The sequence below is a fragment of the Oscillatoria sp. HE19RPO genome (assembly GCF_024220515.1).
GTDB lineage: Bacteria > Cyanobacteriota > Cyanobacteriia > Cyanobacteriales > Laspinemataceae > Laspinema.
Genome location: NZ_JAMXOT010000158.1, coordinates 1 through 21,267, shown reverse-complemented (window position 1 = coordinate 21,267; position 21,267 = coordinate 1). Strand labels below are relative to the sequence as shown.

Sequence of the window (21,267 nt, the reverse complement as noted above, 5' to 3'; positions counted from 1 at the left end):
GTATTCCGGGATACAATGAGTCAAGACTATTTATCCCGTTATCTTGATAATTTATGTTCAAGAGCGCGATCGCCACTCGGGTTACTCACTTGGTTAAACAGGTCCCTCTTCGTCGGGTTTTAATCATTCCGTTTGTGCTGCAAATTGTGGTGGCGGTGGGGTTGACGGGATACCTTTCATATCGGAACAGTCAACAGGCGATCGGCAGACTGGCTGACAAGTTAATGGCTGAGGTGAGCGATCGCCTCAAAGAACAACTCACCCACCATCTTGCGGTTCCCCACCAGATCAATCGCATCAATGCCGAAGCGGTTCGCAAAGGTCAACTGGATCTCGCAGATCCGCAGGCCCTTGAACGCCATCTTTTTCAACAGGTCCAGGTATTTGCAGAGGTGAGTCACCTTTTAGTTGGCACAGAACAGGGGGTATTGCGAATCGCGGTTCGCCATCCCGTCTGGGGAATGTTGATGTCGGATCCGGTGGAACCGAACTTAATCTATTATTATCGCCTGGGGCAGGATGGTAAAAAAACTTATCTAATCCGCCAATTTCGGCAACCGCCCGTACAGCAATGTCCCTGGTATCGTGAAGCAGTAGAGGCGGGTGAACCGACTTGGGTGCCGATTTTTGAACTAGGGGATGGTTCGGACCTCTCGCTGAATGCCAGTTATCCCATCTACAACCCGAAGAGTGGGGAACTGTTGGGGGTATTTTCTGCTGCCTTTGATCTTTCGATGATTCCTGAATTCCTCGCCCAATTGAGGGTTGGGAATACGGGACAAGTATTTATCCTGGAACCGAATGGGTTGCTTGTCGGCTGTTCCAACTCGGAACCCCCCTATCGGATTCGGGAGGGAAATCAGACTCAACGGTTGCAACGGATCCAGGGGACAGAGAGTGAGGACCCTCTGGTGCAAAAAACCAGTGAATATTTGCGATCACACGTCACTCATTGGCAGACTCTGAAGACACCTCAAGCGTTAAGGTTTCGCATCGACGGAAATCTTCATTATTTACAACTGGTTCCCTTCGAGGATGAGTTGGGATTAGATTGGCTGATTGCCGTGGTGATTCCGGCTGCGGATTTTATGCAGGATATCGAGGCAAGCACTCGGCTGATGGTTGTGTTTTGTATCCTTGCTCTTTTTGGGGCGATCGGCTGCGGACTGATCACCGCTAGATGGATCGCCGAACCGATTTTATCCCTCAACTTAGCCGCTAAGGAGATCGCCAAAGGAGAACGGCACAAACCTGTGAATATCTCTGTGATTCATGAAGTGGGAGAATTAGCCCATTCCTTTAATCAAATGGCCGATCAACTCCAAAACTCTTTAGGAGAACTGCAATCCTTAAATCTAGCCCTCTCCCAGAGTGAACGGCGCTTGCAGGATTTCCTAGAAGCCTTACCCGTAGGGGTGGCGGTGATGAATCCTGATGGCAGTTTGGCTTATGTTAATCCCACAGGAGAATGTTTGTTTAGAAAAGGGATTGTTCCCAACGTCACCGCCAAAGATTTATCGCAAACCTATCAAGTGTATCGGACTGGAACGGATCAACTTTACCCCACCGACGAACTCCCGGGCCTCCGGGCATTACGGGGGGAAACCGTGAGCATTGATGATTTAGAAATTCGCTTCGAGTCGGGGGAAATTGTTCCTTTAAAAATTAATTCAATTCCCATTCATAATTCAGAAGGACAAGTTATTTATTCTATTAATGCTTATGAAAATATTTCTGAAATCCAGGAAGCTAAGGCCGTTTTAACCGATTACAATCGAGTATTGAAACAACAAGTCGAAGCCCGAACCACTGAATTAGTCGCGGCGAAAGAAGCGGCGGAAATTGCGAATCGAGCTAAAAGCCGCTTTTTAGCTAATATGAGCCATGAATTGCGGACCCCTTTGAATGCGATTCTCGGTTTTAATCAGTTGATTGGACGCCATCCCAAATTACCCCAGGAATGTCGAGAACAGACTGAGATTATCCAGCGCAGTGGTCACCATCTGCTCAACCTGATTAATAATGTTTTGGATATGGCGAAGATTGAATCGGGACACCTGAGTATGACCGAAACCTGTTTTGATTTGTATGGGGTACTCGATGATGTGAAATCGATGTTTTACTTTAAAGCTCAGGAAAAAGGATTGCAGCTTTCGGTAGAGTATGCTCCCGAGGTGCCCCGGTACTTACAGACTGATGAAATGAAGCTGCGACAGGTGTTGATTAATTTATTAGGAAATGCCATAAAGTTTACCCAAACCGGAGGGGTTAGTTTATGGGTGAGACGAGAGGGAGAAAATCCAGATGCGGGGACAGTTTTGGAGAATCAAGGGGGGGAAATTTCCCGGATTTCGGGGAATAGGTTGGGGGAGCATCTCAATGGGGAAAAGAGACCTAACCCCCCAGCCCCCTTCCCTACGAGGGAAGGGGGAGAAAGAGATTTATTCCCCCCTCCCCTCGTAGGGGAGGGGGGCAGGGGGGAGAGGTCCGACTGGGTTTTAGGCAACATTGAGAGGCTCCCTATGTTAGCCTTTGAAGTGAGAGATACCGGACCCGGAATTCCCCCGGAAGATATCCCGAGTCTGTTTGATGCCTTTGTGCAAACCAAGATCGGATCCAACGCCCTTGAAGGAACAGGGCTGGGACTCCCGATTTCGCGCAAGTTCGTCCAACTGATGGGAGGGGAGATCCTCGTAGAATCGGAAGTGGGGCGCGGGAGTTGCTTCACGGTTTATCTGCCGGTGAAGGAAGTTTCGGAAATCCCCGAGGCGACGCCACAAAAAGCACCCCGTCCAGTGGCCCTCGCCCCGAACCAACCCCGGTATCGGATTGGGATTGTGGATGATCAATTAGATAATCGGCAACTGTTAATCGCCCTGTTGTCTCCCCTCGGCTTTGAACTGCGGGAAGCGACGAACGGGTTCGAGGCGATCGCCCTGTGGTCAGAGTGGCACCCCCATCTGATGTTTATGGATATGCAAATGCCGGTCCTGGATGGTTATCAAGCCACCCAACGGATTAAAAAACTCTGCGGCGATCGGGCCACGGTGATTATTGCCATCACTGGGAGTATCCTCTCCTCAGAAACAGCCCGTATCCTCTCGGCAGGATGCGATGATTGGATTCGTAAACCCTTGGATGAATCCACTATTTTTGAGACAATACATAACTATATCGGTGTGCAATTTATTTATGAAGAAAAATCAAAATCCCCTTTACAACCGTCTCGCTTCATGCCGCCGATTATACTCAGTTCAGCATTGCTCTGGGACCTACCGGCGGGGATTCTCGAAGAACTGGAACGGGCAGTTGTCTGCATTGATGTAGCGGCAATGAACCAGACGATCGCCCAAATTGCCCTTTATCCCCCGGAGCAAAATGCAGCAGTCGCCGAGGCCCTACAGCACTGGGTCGATGAATTTGATTATCCGAGTATTTTGTCGTTTATTCGTCAGAGTCAATTATAAAAATGAACAGCGCTGAAACTGCCGATAATAATATATTAGTCGTAGATGATACCCCAGAGAATCTGCGCCTGTTAACCCAAGTCTTGTCCCAGCAGGGGTATGTGGTTCGTCCAGTCCTAGAGGGGAAATCTGCCATTGCCGCTGCCCTCGTGCATCCCCCGGACCTCATTTTGCTGGATATTTTGATGCCCCAACCCGACGGCTATGAAGTCTGCCAACTCCTGAAAGCTGACCCCAGGACAAGGGATATCCCGATTATTTTTCTAACGGCTTTAAGCGATGCCCTGGATAAAGTCAAAGCCTTTTCCCTCGGGGCCGTAGATTATATTACCAAACCCTTTGAGGTTGAAGAAGTCATTGCCCGAATTGAAAATCAACTGCGCTTGCGATCGCTGCAAAAAGAACTGGAAGCCAAAAATCTTCACCTCCAACAAGAAATCCAAAATCGCCGGTTGGCAGAAACCGCCCTCCTAGACCGGGCCGAAGAACTTCGCATCCAAAACACCCTCTTAACCGACCTCGCCAAAAGTCCAGACCTCTATCAGGGAGATTTAGAAACCGCCTTTCACGAACTGATCGCCGCTGCGGTTAACTATTTAGACTTGGATCGCGCCGGGGTGTGGTTATATGACGAACCGGGAACAAAACTCAAACGATTTGCCAGCTTTGAAAAACATTTAGAAGGGGTTGAGGCCGTCAATCCAGATATCCTCGGGGATTATTTAGCCTCCCAAGCCGCCTCCTCCACGGATTCCCTGACCTTTGTCTGCCACGGTGACCCCGAAAACCCCATAGACTCTTCCCCGCAACCCGGGTCAAAGGGTTCCCTAGGACTGGCCCCCATCCGCCAGGACGGTCAAACCATTGGATTTTTAGAAAGTGTCCGGTTCACCCTCGATCGCCTCTGGACCCCGGAGGAGGAAAACTTCATTCGGTCCCTCGCGGACCTGGCTGCGGTTATCCTGCAAGGGGCGAAACGACAACAGGCCGATCGCCAGCGTCAGATCACGGAAGAAAAGTTTGCCTTAGCCTTTCGCGCTTCTCCCGATGCAGTCGCCATCCTCTCTTGGCCCGAATGCCGGTATTTAGAAGTCAACGAAGCGTTTTGTCAGCAACGGGGCTATTCTCGGGCAGAAATCCTCGGCAAAACCTCTCAAGAACTCAATTTTATTACCAATCCAGAAGCTGCTAGCGACATTGTGGAGCAATTTAGCCAGCAACGCAGCCTGAGCAACGTAGAAACCCAAGTTCGCACCAAAACCGGGGAAATCAAAACCATCCTGATCTGTGCCGAATTCGTTGACCTCAATGGGAATCCGGGCATTTTGACCTTTAGTAAAGATATCACCGATCGCGAACGGAACCGATTGGCGATCGAACAACAATTACACCGCAGTCATCTGCTGCGGGAAATCACCGATCGCATTCGCAGCGAAATCGAAACCCAGCAAGTCTTTGAAACCGCTGCCTTCGTTATTGGACGGGCCTTTAAAGTTTGTCGATGCCTGATTCATACCTATGTAGATGAACCTGTGCCGATGATTCCGGTGATCGGAGAATATTTAAGTCCCGGCCATTCCTCCCTCAAACCCCGCAGCATTTACCTGGCAGACAATCCCGGATTACAATCCTTGCTATCGGAAGAACGGGCGATCGCCTACGATGATGTCAATACCGACCCCAGGCTAGACAGTCCCAATTCCCTGCATCGCCAAGTCACCATCAAGTCGATGCTATCCGTGGGAATTTTTTATCAAGGTCAAGCCAATGGGATTATCAGCTTGCATCAGTGCGATCGGTTTCGCCAGTGGACCGCACAAGAGGTAGAACTGATCGAGACGATCGCCGCGCAACTGGGAATTGCGATCGCCCAAGCCCAACTCCTAGAAGAGGAAAAAGAAGCCCGCCTCGCCTTTGAGCAACAAAATCTCCAGTTACAACGAGAAATCAGCGAACGCCGCATTGCCCAAGAAGCCCTCCGGCACAGCGAACAGAAATATCGAGCCCTGGTAGATGCCTCACAAGATGTCATTTGGTCGATAGATATCCGAGGATGTTATACGTTTGTCAATCCGGCAGTCGAAAAAATTTACGGTTATACTTCTAGCGAAACCCTCGGCTGCAAACTCACTCAATTTGTCGCCCCGGAATACCGGCAGGGGGAAAGAAAGCTCCTGCGACGGCTGCTGCAAGAGGGAGAACCCCTGCTGCAACATGAAACCCGCTATCAGCGTCAAGACGGCAAACAGATATACGTCCTGGTGAATGCGATCGCCTTACGGGACTCGGAAGGGCGGATTCGCGGGGCCACCGGAACCACCATCGATATCACCGAACGCCGCCAGCAGGAAGAAGCTTTACGAGCAATGGTAGAAGGCAGCGCTGCCACCGCTGGCACGGAATACTTCCACGCCTGTGTTCGATCCATCGCCAACGTGCTGCAAGTCAAATATGCCCTCCTAGCCGAATGTAGCAACTCGACTCCAAATCGGGCCCGTTCCCTGGCCTTTTGGCTTGGCAATCGCTGGAGTGAACCCATTGAGTATGAACTCCCCGGAACCCCCTGCGATCTGGTGCTAAAAACGGGCCAAACCTGTTATTATTCCCAATCGCTCCAAACTCTATTTCCCACGGACCTCGGCTTAGTGACTCTCAATGCCGAGAGTTATCTGGGTTTACCCATCCGAACTGCCCAGGGCGAAACTTTAGGCTATCTAGCGATCCTGGATGACAAACCCATGTTTGCCACGGCTCACACCGAATCGATTTTAAAACTGTTTGCCGATCGCGCTGCTGCCGAAATTCAACGCTTGAAATCGGAGCAAGCCCTGCAACAAAGTGAGCAACGATTTCGGGCTATTTTTAACTCTATGTTCCAATTGATCGGCTTGCTCAACCCCGATGGCACGGTGTTGGAACTGAATCAAACCGCCTTGGATTTTATCGGGTTAGAACCGGCCCAAGTCGTCGGTAAACCCTTCTGGGAACTGCCTTGGTGGAATCAGTCGGCAGCACTCCAGCAGCAACTGAAGGCAGCCATTTCCCAGGCATCGGCAGGGGAGTTTATCCGCTATCAAGTCGAAGCCACCGGGGTTCAAGGAGTCACCCTCACTTTTGACTTTTCCCTGAAACCCGTCCTGGACGAACAGGGGAGGGTCATCTTGCTGATCCCCGAAGGACGAGACATCAGCGATCGCGTTTCGGCTCAAGTCCAGTTACAACGAACCACGGAACGCCTGCAATACTTGCTCAGTTCCAGTCCAGCGATTATCTATAGTGCGGAAATTTTCGGTAACTATCGCGCCACCTGTATGAGTGAAAATGTTCAAATGATCCTGGGGTATGAAGCGCGGGAATTTTTAGAAAACCCCAACTTTTGGCGATCGCGGATTCATCCCGAAGACCGCGATCGCCTTTTCGGAAAAATCCCTACCCTGCTCTCCAAAGGCACTCTGAGCGCAGAATATCGCTTTCTCCATGCCGACGGCACTTATCACTGGTTTGACGATCGCATGAGATTAATCCATGATGAAATCGGCAATGTCAGGGAATGCGTCGGGTATTGGATCGATATCACAGAGCGCAAAATCGCCCAAGAGGCATTCCAGGCTTCTGTGCGCCGCTATCAAACCTTAGCAGAAGCCTCCCCCGTGGGGATTTTCCACACCGATGCTGCGGGTAACTGTCTGTATGTCAATCAACGCTGGTGTGAAATTACTGGACTATCCCAGGCTGAATCTCTGGGGCCGGGATGGATGAGTACCTTGCACCCGGAAGACCACAGTCGGGTGAATCACGAGTGTCATACCGCCTCGGAAAATCAAGTCCTGTTTAAGTCCGAGTATCGGTTCTTACGTCCCGATGGAAAAATAACCTGGGTCATGGGTCAGACGATCGCCGAAATCAATCCCGACGGGACTTTGAAAGGGTACATTGGTACGATTTCTGATATCACCGATCGCAAACTGGCCGAAAATGACCTGTTAGAACGCTCAGAACGCGATCGGGCCCTTTTTACCCTGTTCCAACGAATGCGCCAAACCTTGGAACTGGACCAGATTTTCGCTGCAACGACCCAGGATTTACGACAACTCCTAGAAAGCGATCGGGTCGTCGTCTATCGCTGTCCTCCGAAACCCGATATAAACTCGATTTGGGAGTCCGTGGGTCAAGACTGGGTTCCCCTGATGGCTGCACCGGACGGAAAACCCCCAGAGAAACTCCTCCAGAAGCAAGGGTTGAGGGATACTGAAGCAGCTTTGAGTGCCTGGAACTTGACCCTGGAAGCCCTAGACCAGCGCAGTCGCCACCCCGACCCCCTCTATCCCCGTCCGTCAGATTTGCCTTGCTTAATCATTCCCGACCTCACCCAGGCCCCTTTAAACCCCGACGAACTCCCCCATCTCTATCGACTGCAAGTGCAAGCCTATCTAATCGTCCCAATTTTTGCCCATAATCAACTCTGGGGAATGTTGGCGATCTATCAAAATAGCGCTCCGCGCTATTGGAAACAAGCGGATGTCAATATTGCCATCCAAATTGCCACCCAATTAGGGGTAGCCTTGCAGCAAGCACAACTGCTCGAACGGACCCAAAAGCAAGCTCAGGCCCTGCAAAAAGCGGCGATCGCCGCTGATACCGCCAACCGTGCCAAAAGCGAATTTCTCGCCAATATGAGTCATGAACTGCGAACTCCCCTAAATGCCATCCTCGGCTTTTCCCAGGTGATGACGCGCGATCGATCCTTGAGTAGCCAACAGGCAGAGCAATTACGGATTATTAATCGCGCCGGAGAACATCTACTGGATTTAATTAATGACATTTTGGAAATGTCCAAAATTGAAGCAGGGCGCACGGCGTTTCATGAAACCAATTTTGACTTATTAGATCTGCTGGAAAATCTGGAAACGATGTTGCGACTCAAGGCTAAATCTAAAGGGTTACAGCTTCAGTTGGAGATTGATCCCCAAGTGCCGCAGTTTATCAGCACCGATCAAGGAAAACTGCGGCAAGTGTTACTGAATATTCTGGGGAATGCCATTAAATTTACCCAAACTGGCGGGATTTTTCTACGGGTTCGGGTCGCCACCCACGAGGAGATGGAACCCGGGAAAACAATTCTAGGCGATCGCCTTCCCAAACTTTACTTTGAAATTGAAGACACAGGTCCGGGAATTGCTCCCCAGGAAATGCACCGGCTATTTGAACCCTTTGGCCAAACCGAAACCGGGATGAAATCCGGACAAGGCACGGGTCTGGGGTTACCGATTAGCCAGAAATTTGTGGAACTGATGGGGGGACAGATTCAGGTCCGCAGTATCCCCAATCAAGGAACCGTGTTTTCCTTTGACCTCACCCCCGGCCAAGGGGAACCTGTGAAGAGTCCCCCACGACAGACTCAACCCCGACCCATCGCCTTAGCACCCAATCAACCGGAATACCGGATTTTAGCCGTTGATGATGCCTTTGAAAGCCGTCTGCTGCTGATGACGCTGTTCTCCGGATTAGGATTTTCTGTCCGGGGTGCAGCCACGGGTCGCGAAGCCCTGGAAATTTGGGAAAGCTGGGACCCTCATTTAATTTGGATGGATATGAGGATGCCGGACATTGATGGGTTTGAAGCCACTCGACTGATTAAAGCCACCCCAAAGGGTCAAAACACCGTGGTGATTGCGTTAACCGCCAGTGCCTTTGAAGAAGACCGTCAACTGGTGCTTGCGGCTGGATGTAATGATTTTATTCACAAGCCTTTTCGCGAAGAAGTTTTGCTCTCCAAGGTGGTGGAGCATATAGGGGTACGATATATTTATGATGAGCCAATAGAGTCGGACTCTGACAAGAAGATTCAAGATTCAACCGAGGATTCAGACTTTACTCTGGATGCTCAATCTTTCCAAGTCATGCCCCGGGATTGGGTGGTCCGCGTTTATGATGCAGCCTGCCAATGTAGTGATGATATGATTTTGGAGTTAATTGAGGAAATTACCCCTGAGAATGCTCCCTTAGCAAAGGCACTGACGAACCTGGCAAATAACTTTCAATTTGAAATAGTAATGGCACTGACGCAACAGGAGAAATCATGAATTTAGACCCCCTCGAACGTACCCACAAAGATATTCTGATTGTGGATGATACCCCCATCAATCTCCGAGTCTTGGCGAAGATTCTCAGCGATCGCGGCTATAAAGTCCGCAAAGCCCTCAATGGTCAAATTGCTCTGACCGCTTGTCAAAACCTGTTACCGGATGTCATTTTGTTGGATATTATGATGCCGGATATGGATGGTTATGAGGTCTGTCAACGGCTGAAATCTGACCCGAAGACTCAGGATGTTCCCGTGATTTTTATTAGCGCCCTGGAAGATGAATGGGATAAGGTCAAAGCGTTTAAAAGTGGGGGGTCTGACTATATTACTAAACCCTTTCAAATTGAAGAGGTGCTCGCCCGAGTTAAACATCACCTGACCCTTCAAAAACTCCAATATCAACTCAAAGTCCAAAATGCAGAGTTGCAAGCCTTAAATGCTCAACTGGTGCAGTCTCATCGGGAACTGGAGCAATTTGCTTATATGGCGTCCCATGATTTACAATCTCCTCTCCAAGTGATTCTTGGCAATGCAGATTTACTCACTTGGAAATATGAACAGCAACTCGGTCCCGATGGCGATCGCTATCTCACAAATATTGTTGAGGCTTCCGGGCGAATGACCCAACTGATTCAGGATTTACTCACCTATTCTAAACTGGACATTCCTACCTCAACTTTTGAATCCATTGATTCTAACTTTGTGCTGGAAGAAGCCCTCGCCAATTTAAGTGGGGAGATTTCCAAAAGTGGGGCAGTGATTACCCATTCCCATCTGCCTACAGTCAGCGGAAATGAGATGCAATTGATGCAGCTTTTTCAAAATATGATGGCTAACGCTATTAAGTTTAGACTCCCGAATGTTTCCCCCCAAATTGAAATTTCTTGTCATCTGAATCATCCAGAAGAATGGCAGTTTGAAATCCGGGATAATGGCATTGGCATCGACCCAGATCAAGGCGATCGCATCTTTGATGCATTTTATCGTCTACATTCCTACGATGAATATCCGGGGACCGGCATTGGGTTAACCCTCTGCAAAAAAATCGTCGAACGTCACGGGGGAAGACTTTGGTTTGATTCCATCAAGGGGGAGGGGACCACATTTTATTTTACCCTCCCTGCCCTAAAATCCTGAACCGGCAAGGATGATTGATCGGGATCCATCGGTCAGGGTTCTCATCCATCTGTTGATTTAATATTCAAGTTCTACCCTTTAATCCTTTACGAAAGATGACTTCTTAAGTCGCTCACCTCAACCAATCCATATTTTTACAATGGGGAGATAGCCAGCATGAAAAAAACAAAAACATTCAGGGGTATGCTATCATCGGCTCCATCTATCCCAGTTTCCGTCAATCTAAAGGGCCTCAACCTATCTGCATCCGCGCTAAACCGGCTCAATCCTGGGCAGTTTTAATCATCACAGGGATGCACAGACTATGATTGAAGGATTGACTCCCCCATCATGCAAAGGAAATATTCTCCTCGTGGATGACACCCCAGATAATTTGCGGGTCTTATCCTCTCTTTTGACGAAGCATGGCTATTATCTTCGCAAAGCCTTGAATGGAGAAATGGCGATTACGGCTGCCCATGCCTTAATCCCGGATTTAATTCTCCTAGATATTAATATGCCCTCCATGAATGGATATGAAGTTTGTCTCGCTTTAAAAAGCTCAGAAACAACTAGAAGCATCCCAATTATTTTTATCAGTGTTTTAGATGATGTTTTGGATAAAGTTAAAGCATTTAAAGTTGGCGGAATCGATTATATTACCAAACCCTTTCAGCTAGAAGAAGTCATTGTCCGCATTGAAAATCAACTCAAAATCCAACGCTTACAAGACCAACTCCAGGAGAAGAATCGCCTTTTAGAAGAACAAAACTACAGACTTTTGCAGGAAATTGATAACCGAAAAAAAGCTGAAAGTGCCTTAAAAAAAGTCAATCAAAAATTACAAAAACTGGCCTGCATTGATGGGTTGACTCAGGTTTCAAACCGCCGCAAATTTGATGAATATCTCAAACAAGAATGGACCCGTTTAGGGCGACATCATCATCCTTTGTCCTTGATTTTATGCGATATTGACTATTTTAAAGCCTATAACGATACTTATGGTCATCCCGCTGGAGATGAGTGTCTAAAACAGGTGGCCCAAGCTATTTGTCACGCGGTTAAACGTCCGGCGGATTTAGTGGCGCGCTATGGCGGAGAAGAATTTGCCGCCATCCTTCCCCATACCCATTGCCAGGGAGCCTTGTCCGTCGCCCGCAACATTCAGCGGGAAATCCAGCAGCTAGATATTAAACATTGTGCGTCTAATGTCTGCGATATCGTGACCATCAGTCTCGGAATTTGTACGATGATCCCCACCATAGAAGAGTCCCTGGATACCCTGATTTTAAGCGCTGATAAAGCCCTCTATCAAGCCAAACAAACTGGCAGAAATTGCTATTGTACTTATCTCCCTCAACCTCAAGGGGAAGCCTTTAAATGTGGAAACTATCAATGTGAATTATATGAATAAACATCAAAAGATGCCGTAACTTTATCATATTTTTATGAAATTCAGAAAAACCCTAATCCCCAGTGCTATCCCGTTTGTGCGCTCCTTACCAAGAGGGGTCAATCAATCTTGTTGTCCATCCTCCCCTGTAATGGTTAAGGATTTGCCATAATCTCCTCGACAAACTCTTTAAAGTTTGATAGACTAAAATTCATCAAGCTTTTCAAATTTTATTGATTGCCCAGTCCTTTATAATCTGATGAAGAAAAATAACACAGGCCCTGAATCTTCAGATATTCTGATTGTGGACGATACCCCAGCTAATCTCCGGCTTTTGTCCATCATTCTCACCAAAAAAGGGTATCGGGTTCGGAAAGCCCTCACCCCTCATCTGGCACTCAATGCTGTAGAACTCAGTTTACCTCACCTGATTTTGCTGGATATTAATATGCCCGAAATGAATGGGTATCAGGTCTGTTCCAAGCTCAAGGCCAATCCCAATACTCGGGAAGTTCCGATTATTTTTATTAGTGCGCTAGATGATGTTTTTGATAAAATTAAAGCCTTTGAAGCCGGGGGAAATGATTATATTACTAAACCTTTTCAAGAAGCTGAAGTTCTAGTGCGGGTGGAACATCAATTAAAATTGCGATCGCTCCAAATGGAACTGATGGATAAAAACCGAGTATTAGAACAAACGTTAATCGAACTGAAACAGGTCCAACATCAGATTATTCAAAATGAAAAAATGGTCAGCCTTGGCCAACTGGTGGCCGGAGTTTGCCACGAAATCAACAATCCCGTTAATTTTATTTATGGCAATCTGATTTATGTCAAAACTTATGTGAAGCAATTATTAGGGTTGCTCTACGAGTATCGTCAGGCGTTAGGCTCTATTCCCCCGGAACTTCAAGAACTTGAAGAAGAAATAGAGTTAGACTTTCTAGTTGAAGATTTCCCAAAATTGGTCCTTTCCATGCAAGGGGGAGCCGAACGGATCCGCACCATTGTGGAATCTCTGCGGAATTTTTCTCGACTGGATGAAGCAGAACTCAAATCCGTGGATCTCCATGAAGGATTGGAGAGCACATTAATGATGTTAGGACATCGCCTGGAACCGAGTGGCGATCGCCCTGGAATTACCGTCATCAAAAACTATGCGAAACTCCCCCTCGTCCAGTGCTATGCCGCTCAACTCAATCAAGTCTTTATGAATCTGCTCACCAATGCGATCGATGCTTTAGAGTCAGCCTCTCGCCATCCCCAGTCCCTCCCCAATCACCATGATCAGGGTGCGATCGGTCCTCAACCTCGTTCCCCCACCATCTGGATTAACAGCGCACAACCCACAGAAAACACCGTCACCATCTCCATCGCCGACAATGGTCCGGGAATGACCCCAGAATTACAACAACAAGCCTTTGACCCATTTTTTACCACGAAAGAAGTTGGATCTGGCACCGGATTAGGATTGTCCATTTCTTACCAAATTATCGTAGAAGGACATGGGGGAACCCTCGATTGTCAGAGTTTGCCCGGAAGGGGAACCACTTTTACCCTCGGACTACCCATTCAATGTCGCCAAAAACCCCCGAAATAGCACCGATACCTCCCCCGGACCACAATAGCTGCCCTCGTGACGCCCTTGATCCCCGTCACCAGGACCCCGGGAGAAAAAATCACCGTTCCTGATCCTGTGCAAATCAACGTACAATATATAATCGAAGCAGTTCCCCCACGGGATTGGGTAGCCATCATGCAAGTTTTATTTAAAATCGTTCGCCAAAGCCAAAATACGGGTCCTCGGATCCAGACCTATCAACTCGATGTAGAACCGGGGAATACCATCCTCGATTGCCTGAATCGGATTAAATGGGAGCAAGACGGAACCCTCGCCTTTCGTAAAAATTGCCGCAATACCATCTGCGGCAGTTGCTCAATGCGGATTAATGGCCGTTCCGCCCTCGCCTGTAAAGAGAATATCGGCGCTGAACTGGCCCGATTGAACCAAATCTCCGAACAGAGTACCGAAACCGAATCTGCCACCCGCGATCGCGAACAAACCGAAAATGCGGCACTCAATGCCTTACCGGGCGCACCCCCAAGGGCGACTGCACCGGGAGCCATTCCAGAAATTACCATTGCGCCAATGGGAAATATGCCCGTTGTCAAAGATTTGGTGGTGGATATGCAGCGGTTTTGGAACAATCTCGAAGCCGTTGATCCCTATGTGAGTAATAGTGCCAGAAAAATTCCCGAACGAGAATTTCTGCAAACTCCAGAGGAGCGATCGCGCCTAGAGGAAAGCGGCAATTGTATCCTCTGCGGTGCCTGCTATTCTGAATGCAACGCCGTGGAAGTCAATCCGAACTTTGTCGGTCCCCATGCCCTCGCTAAAGCCTATCGCATGGTGGAAGACGATCGCGACGACCAAACCGAATCCCGCTTACAAAACTATAACCAAGCGAACTCCGGAGTCTGGAGTTGCACCCGCTGCTTTTACTGTAATTCCGTTTGTCCAATGGGCGTCGAACCCCTGGATAAAATTGGTAAAATTAAGGACGAAATTCTCGAACGTAACGATGACCAAGCCAGTCGTTCCATCCGTCATCGCAAAGTCTTAATTGATTTAGTCAAAAAAGGCGGATGGATCGATGAACGTAAATTTGCCGTGATGGTCGTCGGTAATTTCTTCCGAGATATCAAAGGATTATTAAGCCTGGGTCCGGTGGGATTCCAATCGATTAAACGGGGCAAAATGCCCTTAACCTTTGAACCGTCCGAAGGCACAAAAGAAGTGCGATCGCTGATTGAATCCGTTCAAGAACTCGAATCTAAATCCTCAAAAGCTCCTAAAGAATAACCCCGATGACTGAGCAAAAAATCACCCCGACTCAACCCCCGGTTCAAGATTTACCCGCCGAACCTGAACCGGCCTTTGGATGGACTGAATATGCAGAACGCATCAATGGCAGAGTTGCCATGATAGCCTTTCTCGCCTTGCTCTTACTCGAAGCCTTCACCCATCAAGACCTCTTTACCTGGTTAGGATTGCGGTAATTTCATCCAAATGTTTGTAGTAACGACTTCAGTCGTTCTCTTCTTTTGTTCGTAGTAACGACTTCAGTCGTTCTCTTATCTGAGTTCGTAGTAACGACTTCAGTCGTTCTCTTATCTGAGTTCGTAGTAACGACTTCAGTCGTTCTCTTATCTGATACCAAATCCGGTTGATAAAAGTCGGTTTTTGGTTTTAGCCCGCGCAGGCACCGCTTCGTCCGTATAGCCCCACCCTTGAGGGTGCAGGTTTTTACAGACCTTTGACAACCGGATTCCGTATGAGTTAGTAGTAACGACTTCAGTCGTTCTCTTCTCTTGTTCAACGTCCCGACTTCAGTCGTTATCCGGGACAAGAAACCGGGTTTCTGACCCAGATTTGTTGCTAATCGCTATAAATTCTGTAAAGAAACCCGGTTTCTAACCTCTACTGTACTTCCGGACTTGATGGGTTAAAACTTGATGAGGGTTGTTTGGATTAATCCGGAAACGACTGAAGTCGTTCCTACGAACTTGGATAGGGAACTCCACAAAATAAAATATCCAAAAACCCCGCACCCTGTTCGCGAAGCGTTCCGTTAGGAAAGGGTGGAGGCTCACAGGACGAAGCCCGCCTGCGCGGGCTAAATACAGTCTTGTTAGGTGCGATCGCATCAAAGCAAGGATGATTTATTTGTTGGAATACCCATAAGAGAACGACTGAAGTCGTTACTACAAACATAGAAAGAAAACGACTGAAGTCGTTACTACAAACATAGAAAGAGAACGACTGAAGTCGTTACTACAAACATAGAAAGAGAACGACTGACGTTGTGACGTTGAACTTATGAAAATTCAGATTGAAACTTTTACTGTTCATAAACGATTTGCCCTGACGATTAGTCGGGGAACTACGGCTGAAAGTACGAATGTTTTAGTTAAAGTAGAAGCTGAAGGGATCACCGGATGGGGGGAAGCATCGCCTTTTTCTGCTGGGGGGACGCCTCAAAGGACCTCGGAAATTGTGGCGGCGTTACAGAATGTTGCCCCGAAATTGGAGGGGTTTAGTCCTTTCGATCGCCAGGAAATAGAAGCATTCTTGATGACTCTCACAAAGGCGGGTAACTTTCCCTCTGCCGCCCAAGCGGGGTTAGATACCGCGTTACAGGATTGGTTAGGGAAAAAAGTCGGACTCCCGTTATGGCAATTGTGGGGACTCGATCGCCGTCGGATTGTCCCCACCTCCCTCACCATTGGCATTAGTAGTCCAGAGGCTGCAAAAACCCGGGTTCGACATTGGTTTAATTTAGACTCAGGCAGTCCCGAAACTGAGGCAGTCCCCTCCACCCAAGGTTGTGCGATAAAGGTAAAATTGGGCAGTCCTGCGGGAATTGCTGCCGATCGCGCCATGTTCTTGGCAGTCCAAGAGGAAGCCCCACCGGGTTCCGAGTTTAGCATTGATGCCAATGGCGGATGGACCCTGGAGGATGCAGTCACGATGAGTCACTGGTTGAACTCCCGGGGGGTGAACTATTTAGAACAACCCCTCCCGGTGGCAGCACAAGCGGAATTACGGCATCTCTATCGGGAATCTCCGTTACCGATTTTTGTGGATGAAAGCTGCTTTACCCGGGCTGATATTATCCCCTTAGCCGATCGCATTCATGGAATTAATATTAAACTGATGAAATGTGGGGGATTAACAGAAGCAATGCGGATGATTCACACCGCCAACGCCTGCGGATTGCAGGTGATGTTTGGGTGTTATTCCGATAGTGTGGTGGCGAATACTGCCCTGTCTCACCTCTCACCCTTAGCGGATTATCTGGATTTAGATAGTCATCTGAATTTAATTGACGATCCGTTTACCGGGGCGATCGTCCAGGAAGGACGTTTGCTGCCCAATAATTTACCGGGTTTAGGAGTACAACGTCGTGCGTATAACAGCTAATCATCGCGTCGCCATTCTGCTACATCAAGGGATTCTGGGTTCGATTGGCAAAACCGGGTTAACTTTGTTGAGATACAGCGAAGCCCATATTGTCGCCGTCATCGATGGGGAATCGGCGGGACAATCGCTACTTGAACTCACAGGCATTGCCCGAGATGTGCCAATTGTAGCCTCGGTAGAGGCGGCCCTCGCTATGAACCCGGATGTGCTGGCGATCGGAATTGCACCGCCTGGGGGTGCGTTACCTCCGGAGTGGTTTGCGGAACTCCGTCGCGCCGTTTCTGCGGGATTATCTATTGTGAATGGATTGCATACCCCGTTAAATCATCATCCAGAACTGCCGTTTCCGTTACGGGAGGGACAGTGGATTTGGGATGTCCGCCAAGAGCCCACGGTACTCAAAATCGGCAGTGCACAGGCGCGGCAACTGACTTGTCCCCGGGTGTTGGCGGTGGGGACAGATATGGCGATCGGGAAAATGTCTACTTGTTTGGAAATCCATCGTCTCGCCAAACAGCGCGGCTTGCAGTCGCAATTTGTGGCAACGGGTCAAGCGGGGTTAATGATTGCTGGGGCAGGAGTGGCCCTGGATGCGGTGCGGGTAGACTTTGCTGCGGGGGCGGTGGAACAAGCGGTAATGGAATGTCCACCGGATTCTGACTTGATTTTGGTGGAGGGACAGGGGTCTTTGTTTCATCCCGGTTCTACGGCGACTTTACCCTTGTTGCGCGGCAGTCAGCCGACTCACTTAGTTCTGGTGCATCGGGCGGGACAAACTCACATTAAAAACCATCCTCATGTACCGATTCCCGGATTGCCGGAGGCGATCGCCTTGTATGAAGGGGTCGCTAGTGCTGCTGGGGCTTTGACTCCCTCCCGGGTGGTAGCAATCGCCCTCAATTCTCGGGATTTAGATGAGGCGGCTTCCCGAGAAGCAATTCAGCAAATTGAAGCGGAAACCGGACTCCCCTGCACGGATCCCGTCCGTTTCGGGCCAGAGAAATTACTCGATGCCATTTTAGCCCCCTAATTTCCGGGGAAAATCTCCCCACCCCATTACCCTTGCGAAGGCGGGTTTTAAATCTATCCCTAGAGGGATTCGGGCCGTTTACCCTAGGGATAAACTATGCAAATACAACGGGGTGAGACCGTTGACCCCCTGTACCCCGGCCAAGTCACCCCTAAATTACTGCCCCTGCGATCGTGCTGAACTTTCCCGGTATTCCCTACAAACCCTTAGAGAAATCTACGTTAAGGTGATCTCAGTCCATGTATCCAATTGCTCGTTGGCTTCACTTTGAAACAAACTCAAGTTAAGGGGAGTTCAGGAAATCTAGCTGGAAATTATCTCATCCATTTAATTGAGAAAAAAATCCGGCGATCGGCTAACAACTCAACTTCAGCCTAGGGGTATATTGAGAGAAAGAGATAAACCCAACCAGAGAAAGAGATCGCTGGATTTGTTCCTGAGTTATATTTTGATTAACCCTTTGAAGGCGCTTTCTTTATTTATTAAGTCTCGATCGCGTTTTCGTTTGGATGAAGTCCATCAAGGATTCTCCTAAATTCCCCGTTCCCTAAGCATCACAGTTTTCTGGAAGGATTACCCCAGAGAAAGAGTTGGTGACAAAAAAGCGAATGGTCGGGAAACTAAAGCCATAAACTATTTAGAGCAAGGGGAGTCAGGGGAAGAATTTAGGGGTTAGAGTAAATTCGGCTGCTGTACCTCATATTAGTGAAAGTAGCTAGACTTTTTCTGATTAAATCGGGAGAGTCTATCCCTCGACATCGACTGGCGGTTAGAAAAATTTTTCTTAAAGGTTTCAAGACGAATATATTTGGCTAAACCATCCTAAACATCCAGAGTAAAAAAAAATGAATCAAATTCCAACCTATCAAGACACAACAACTCGCGTCACCCTATCTCGAATAGAGCCTCTGGAGTTAAATGCTTCAGAACAGATTGACATTCCAGCCTCCCAGTCTCCGATGAGACCCGAGCAAAGCTTTTCTACCGGCGACCTGTTATTAGTGCCGCTTTCCTTTGCTGCACTGGTCTGGGTCGTGCTGTTTGTCATGCACTTTAATTTTTGGAAATCAGTCCGGAGTCGCCTCTCCAATTTACCTACAGTAAGTCAATTACCCTGCACAAATTGTAAATATTTTAAAAATAATCCTTACCTAAAATGTGCGGTGCAACCGGATAAGGTCCTGCGTACTGAAGCCACGGAATGTCCCGACTATTCTAGTAATGAAGAAGTGCTGAATTAGCAAGAGATGCAGCGGCAGAATTTAGGAACCCTTTAGGAACCCTGGATAGGGAACCTACATCATTTTAATTTAGGAGTTACCTATCGCCTCATGTCGGAAGTTGGGGCAGTATATCAACCCTGACAAGGTGGTAAATTTAATAAATAAAAATCGGGGTTTCTTTCATATAGGGGTTTGCTCTCCAAACCCTCTCTCAATAGCCCGCCTGCGCGGGCTATTAGAGTTCCCTGAGTTAGATTAGATATTTCACCAGAGGTACCGTTGAGGTACATCTGGCGTTCATCAGTGATACTGGGAAGATCGAAGGCTTAAGAGATGATCGCTTTACCACCACTGACGATTTCCGTCGTCATCAGTTCGGGCTTGTCGAATGACATCAGAAATTTCTTCTGCATCTTTGACATGATGAAGTGCTTCCTGATGGCCTTCTTCATCTTCCACGATAAAATAGGTCGGGACCTGAATATGGTCTCCAGTAATATCGGGAGAATCTACCGCCAGTTGTTTAGATTTCTCTTCAATGGTTTTCTCATTTGTAATGCGATCGCCGGGATTAGCTGTTCGTCTTTTGTCAATATTTTTGTAGTCGCTCATAAAACCTCTTTGTTTGGTTGTTTCAACTTTTTTATTAAGGTAAAAAAGAGTGGAAGACTTCCACGGATTTTGGAAAAATCTGGAAACACAGTGATGAAAATGCCCTTTTCTTTTTTATCTGGATTTTTTATCCCTTCGCCATGAATTTTACCTGAAGGTTAGAATATTGCCTAGCTAAAAAGGGTGGGTGTGGGATAGAAAAAAAATCACTTGAAAGGGTCGGGATTCAACACTTTATGTAGTTGGGTCAATTATTTAGATGATTAACATGGGATACCTCATGAATTCTGGAACAGGCTTGGAGTAACTTATGCTCTAATCCTATCTAATAACCAGAGAATATTCATCTTTCTAAGGTTACATTTTATTTGCTTATTTTTTCTGGGAGGTAACCGGCCATTTTAAAGGAGAAAACTGGGGCGCTACATGAGATAGATAACAGATCTCACTCCGGAGATAGATAAACGAGCCACCGGATCTCTGAGGGATTCAATGCAATTTGGGATGAGACCCCAGGCAGAATCAGCCGCACTGATGCCTCCCAACCCACCACCGGAGTCAGGAAACTGCGGATAATAAAATCAAACCTTCAATCCCGTTTGAGAAGAGACAACACCTTGTCCTTCCGGTCAATCCAGAGCGGGTCTGTTCTGAGGGGACACCCACCCCAATTTGTAGCTAAGACCCCAAAAAAATGCTGGGACCCACCATCGCGATCGCCATGCCACCCAAACCCCCAATGGATGCTGACGCGGGTTGGATGGCATGGTGGGTGAGCCTCTCAGGCTCCACTTTCACTCAGTTATCAGGAGACATCAGACAAGCAAAATTGGTCGAGGAGCCTGTTGCCGGTGGAAAAAAATCCTACCGCTCTTTTCTCACAAAAAACCGATTCCAATGGCTCATCGCTAGTTTGCGGCAGCTCGGGAAACTTGAAGGATACAGCGAAATTTGCTAACACCAGGCATAGGGCTAGACTTAAGAAGGCTCGGCACTTTCTCAGCTCTTTATCGAGTTCATCTACCATGATTCTAGCTCCGTAACTCTATCTAATCCTTTAAAAACACTCTAACTTGAACTATCGATGAATGAGCCGTTTTTAACCCCCAAAGGGCGGCATCATGGATCCAATGGAATCGGGTTCAAAATTTTGCTATCAATTTGAACCTACAGAAAATATATCGTCAATCTCTCGCTACATCCTCTCCCTTTAGTATGAATCCCCTGGGAAGGAGTAACGCGATCGCATTAAAACCGGGACCTCTATTCTGGGGGAGGGACCTCATATCGTTCTACCAGTAGAGTGCATTGTAAAAACCAGAATGGAGGTTGAAACTTAAAATAGGTTTCTTGTGAC

General features: G+C 48.0%; 12 protein-coding genes. 11 read left to right on the top strand and 1 reads right to left on the bottom strand.

Going from position 1 to position 21,267, the window contains the following annotated elements; all coding sequences use genetic code 11:
- The first annotated feature begins 53 nt into the window (after positions 1-53).
- The 10 genes from NG833_RS14960 to NG833_RS14915 all read left to right on the top strand — a co-directional run bounded on the left by NG833_RS14960 (position 54) and on the right by NG833_RS14915 (position 19,316).
- Entirely contained in the window at positions 54-3,467 is a 3,414-nt protein-coding gene (locus NG833_RS14960) for an ATP-binding protein (RefSeq protein ID WP_254566082.1), read from the top strand.
- A 2-nt stretch (positions 3,468-3,469) separates the two neighbouring features.
- Entirely contained in the window at positions 3,470-9,550 is a 6,081-nt protein-coding gene (locus tag NG833_RS14955) for a PAS domain S-box protein (RefSeq protein ID WP_254566081.1), read from the top strand.
- Positions 9,547-10,689 carry a response regulator gene (locus tag NG833_RS14950; RefSeq protein ID WP_254566080.1) on the top strand — a complete coding sequence of 381 codons (1,143 nt, stop codon included), beginning with the start codon at positions 9,547-9,549 and terminating at the stop codon, positions 10,687-10,689. The genes NG833_RS14955 and NG833_RS14950 overlap by 4 nt, the downstream gene beginning before the upstream one ends.
- 304 nt (positions 10,690-10,993) lie before the next feature.
- Positions 10,994-12,082: a PleD family two-component system response regulator gene (locus NG833_RS14945; RefSeq protein ID WP_254566079.1), complete on the top strand. Its 1,089-nt coding sequence runs from the start codon at positions 10,994-10,996 to the stop codon at positions 12,080-12,082.
- A gap of 238 nt (positions 12,083-12,320) precedes the next feature.
- Complete coding sequence (locus tag NG833_RS14940; protein WP_254566078.1) at positions 12,321-13,661, top strand: response regulator; 1,341 nt, start codon at positions 12,321-12,323, stop codon at positions 13,659-13,661.
- A gap of 156 nt (positions 13,662-13,817) precedes the next feature.
- A complete protein-coding gene (locus NG833_RS14935; RefSeq protein ID WP_254566124.1) occupies positions 13,818-14,924 on the top strand; it encodes a succinate dehydrogenase/fumarate reductase iron-sulfur subunit in 1,107 nt (368 codons plus the stop codon).
- A 5-nt stretch (positions 14,925-14,929) separates the two neighbouring features.
- A complete protein-coding gene (locus NG833_RS14930) occupies positions 14,930-15,121 on the top strand; it encodes a chlorophyll a/b-binding protein (protein ID WP_254566077.1) in 192 nt (63 codons plus the stop codon).
- Between the two features lie 820 nt (positions 15,122-15,941).
- Entirely contained in the window at positions 15,942-17,045 is a 1,104-nt protein-coding gene (locus NG833_RS14925; RefSeq protein ID WP_254566076.1) for a dipeptide epimerase, read from the top strand.
- On the top strand, positions 17,029-18,075 hold the full coding sequence (locus NG833_RS14920) for a DUF1611 domain-containing protein (RefSeq protein WP_254566075.1): 1,047 nt from the start codon (positions 17,029-17,031) through the stop codon (positions 18,073-18,075). The genes NG833_RS14925 and NG833_RS14920 overlap by 17 nt, the downstream gene beginning before the upstream one ends.
- Positions 18,076-18,920: 845 nt before the next feature.
- The gene (locus NG833_RS14915) at positions 18,921-19,316 is read left to right on the top strand and encodes a hypothetical protein (protein ID WP_254566074.1); all 396 of its coding nucleotides are present in this window, start codon (positions 18,921-18,923) and stop codon (positions 19,314-19,316) included.
- Between the two features lie 324 nt (positions 19,317-19,640).
- On the opposite strand, the gene NG833_RS14910 is transcribed toward NG833_RS14915, so the two are convergent.
- Positions 19,641-19,910, bottom strand: a complete 270-nt coding sequence (locus NG833_RS14910; protein ID WP_254566073.1) for a hypothetical protein — start codon at positions 19,908-19,910, stop codon at positions 19,641-19,643.
- Between the two features lie 694 nt (positions 19,911-20,604).
- Between NG833_RS14910 and NG833_RS14905 the strand changes: the two genes are divergently transcribed.
- Positions 20,605-20,868 carry a hypothetical protein gene (locus NG833_RS14905; protein ID WP_254566072.1) on the top strand — a complete coding sequence of 88 codons (264 nt, stop codon included), beginning with the start codon at positions 20,605-20,607 and terminating at the stop codon, positions 20,866-20,868.
- Positions 20,869-21,267 lie beyond the last annotated feature (399 nt).

Coding starts and splice junctions, on each gene's coding strand:
- NG833_RS14960 (WP_254566082.1), top strand. CDS start 54: ATGTTCAAGAGCGCGATCGCCACTCGGGTTACTCACTTGGTTAAACAG.
- NG833_RS14955 (WP_254566081.1), top strand. CDS start 3,470: ATGAACAGCGCTGAAACTGCCGATAATAATATATTAGTCGTAGATGAT.
- NG833_RS14950 (WP_254566080.1), top strand. CDS start 9,547: ATGAATTTAGACCCCCTCGAACGTACCCACAAAGATATTCTGATTGTG.
- NG833_RS14945 (WP_254566079.1), top strand. CDS start 10,994: ATGATTGAAGGATTGACTCCCCCATCATGCAAAGGAAATATTCTCCTC.
- NG833_RS14940 (WP_254566078.1), top strand. CDS start 12,321: ATGAAGAAAAATAACACAGGCCCTGAATCTTCAGATATTCTGATTGTG.
- NG833_RS14935 (WP_254566124.1), top strand. CDS start 13,818: ATGCAAGTTTTATTTAAAATCGTTCGCCAAAGCCAAAATACGGGTCCT.
- NG833_RS14930 (WP_254566077.1), top strand. CDS start 14,930: ATGACTGAGCAAAAAATCACCCCGACTCAACCCCCGGTTCAAGATTTA.
- NG833_RS14925 (WP_254566076.1), top strand. CDS start 15,942: ATGAAAATTCAGATTGAAACTTTTACTGTTCATAAACGATTTGCCCTG.
- NG833_RS14915 (WP_254566074.1), top strand. CDS start 18,921: ATGAATCAAATTCCAACCTATCAAGACACAACAACTCGCGTCACCCTA.
- NG833_RS14910 (WP_254566073.1), bottom strand. CDS start 19,910: ATGAGCGACTACAAAAATATTGACAAAAGACGAACAGCTAATCCCGGC.
- NG833_RS14905 (WP_254566072.1), top strand. CDS start 20,605: ATGCTGGGACCCACCATCGCGATCGCCATGCCACCCAAACCCCCAATG.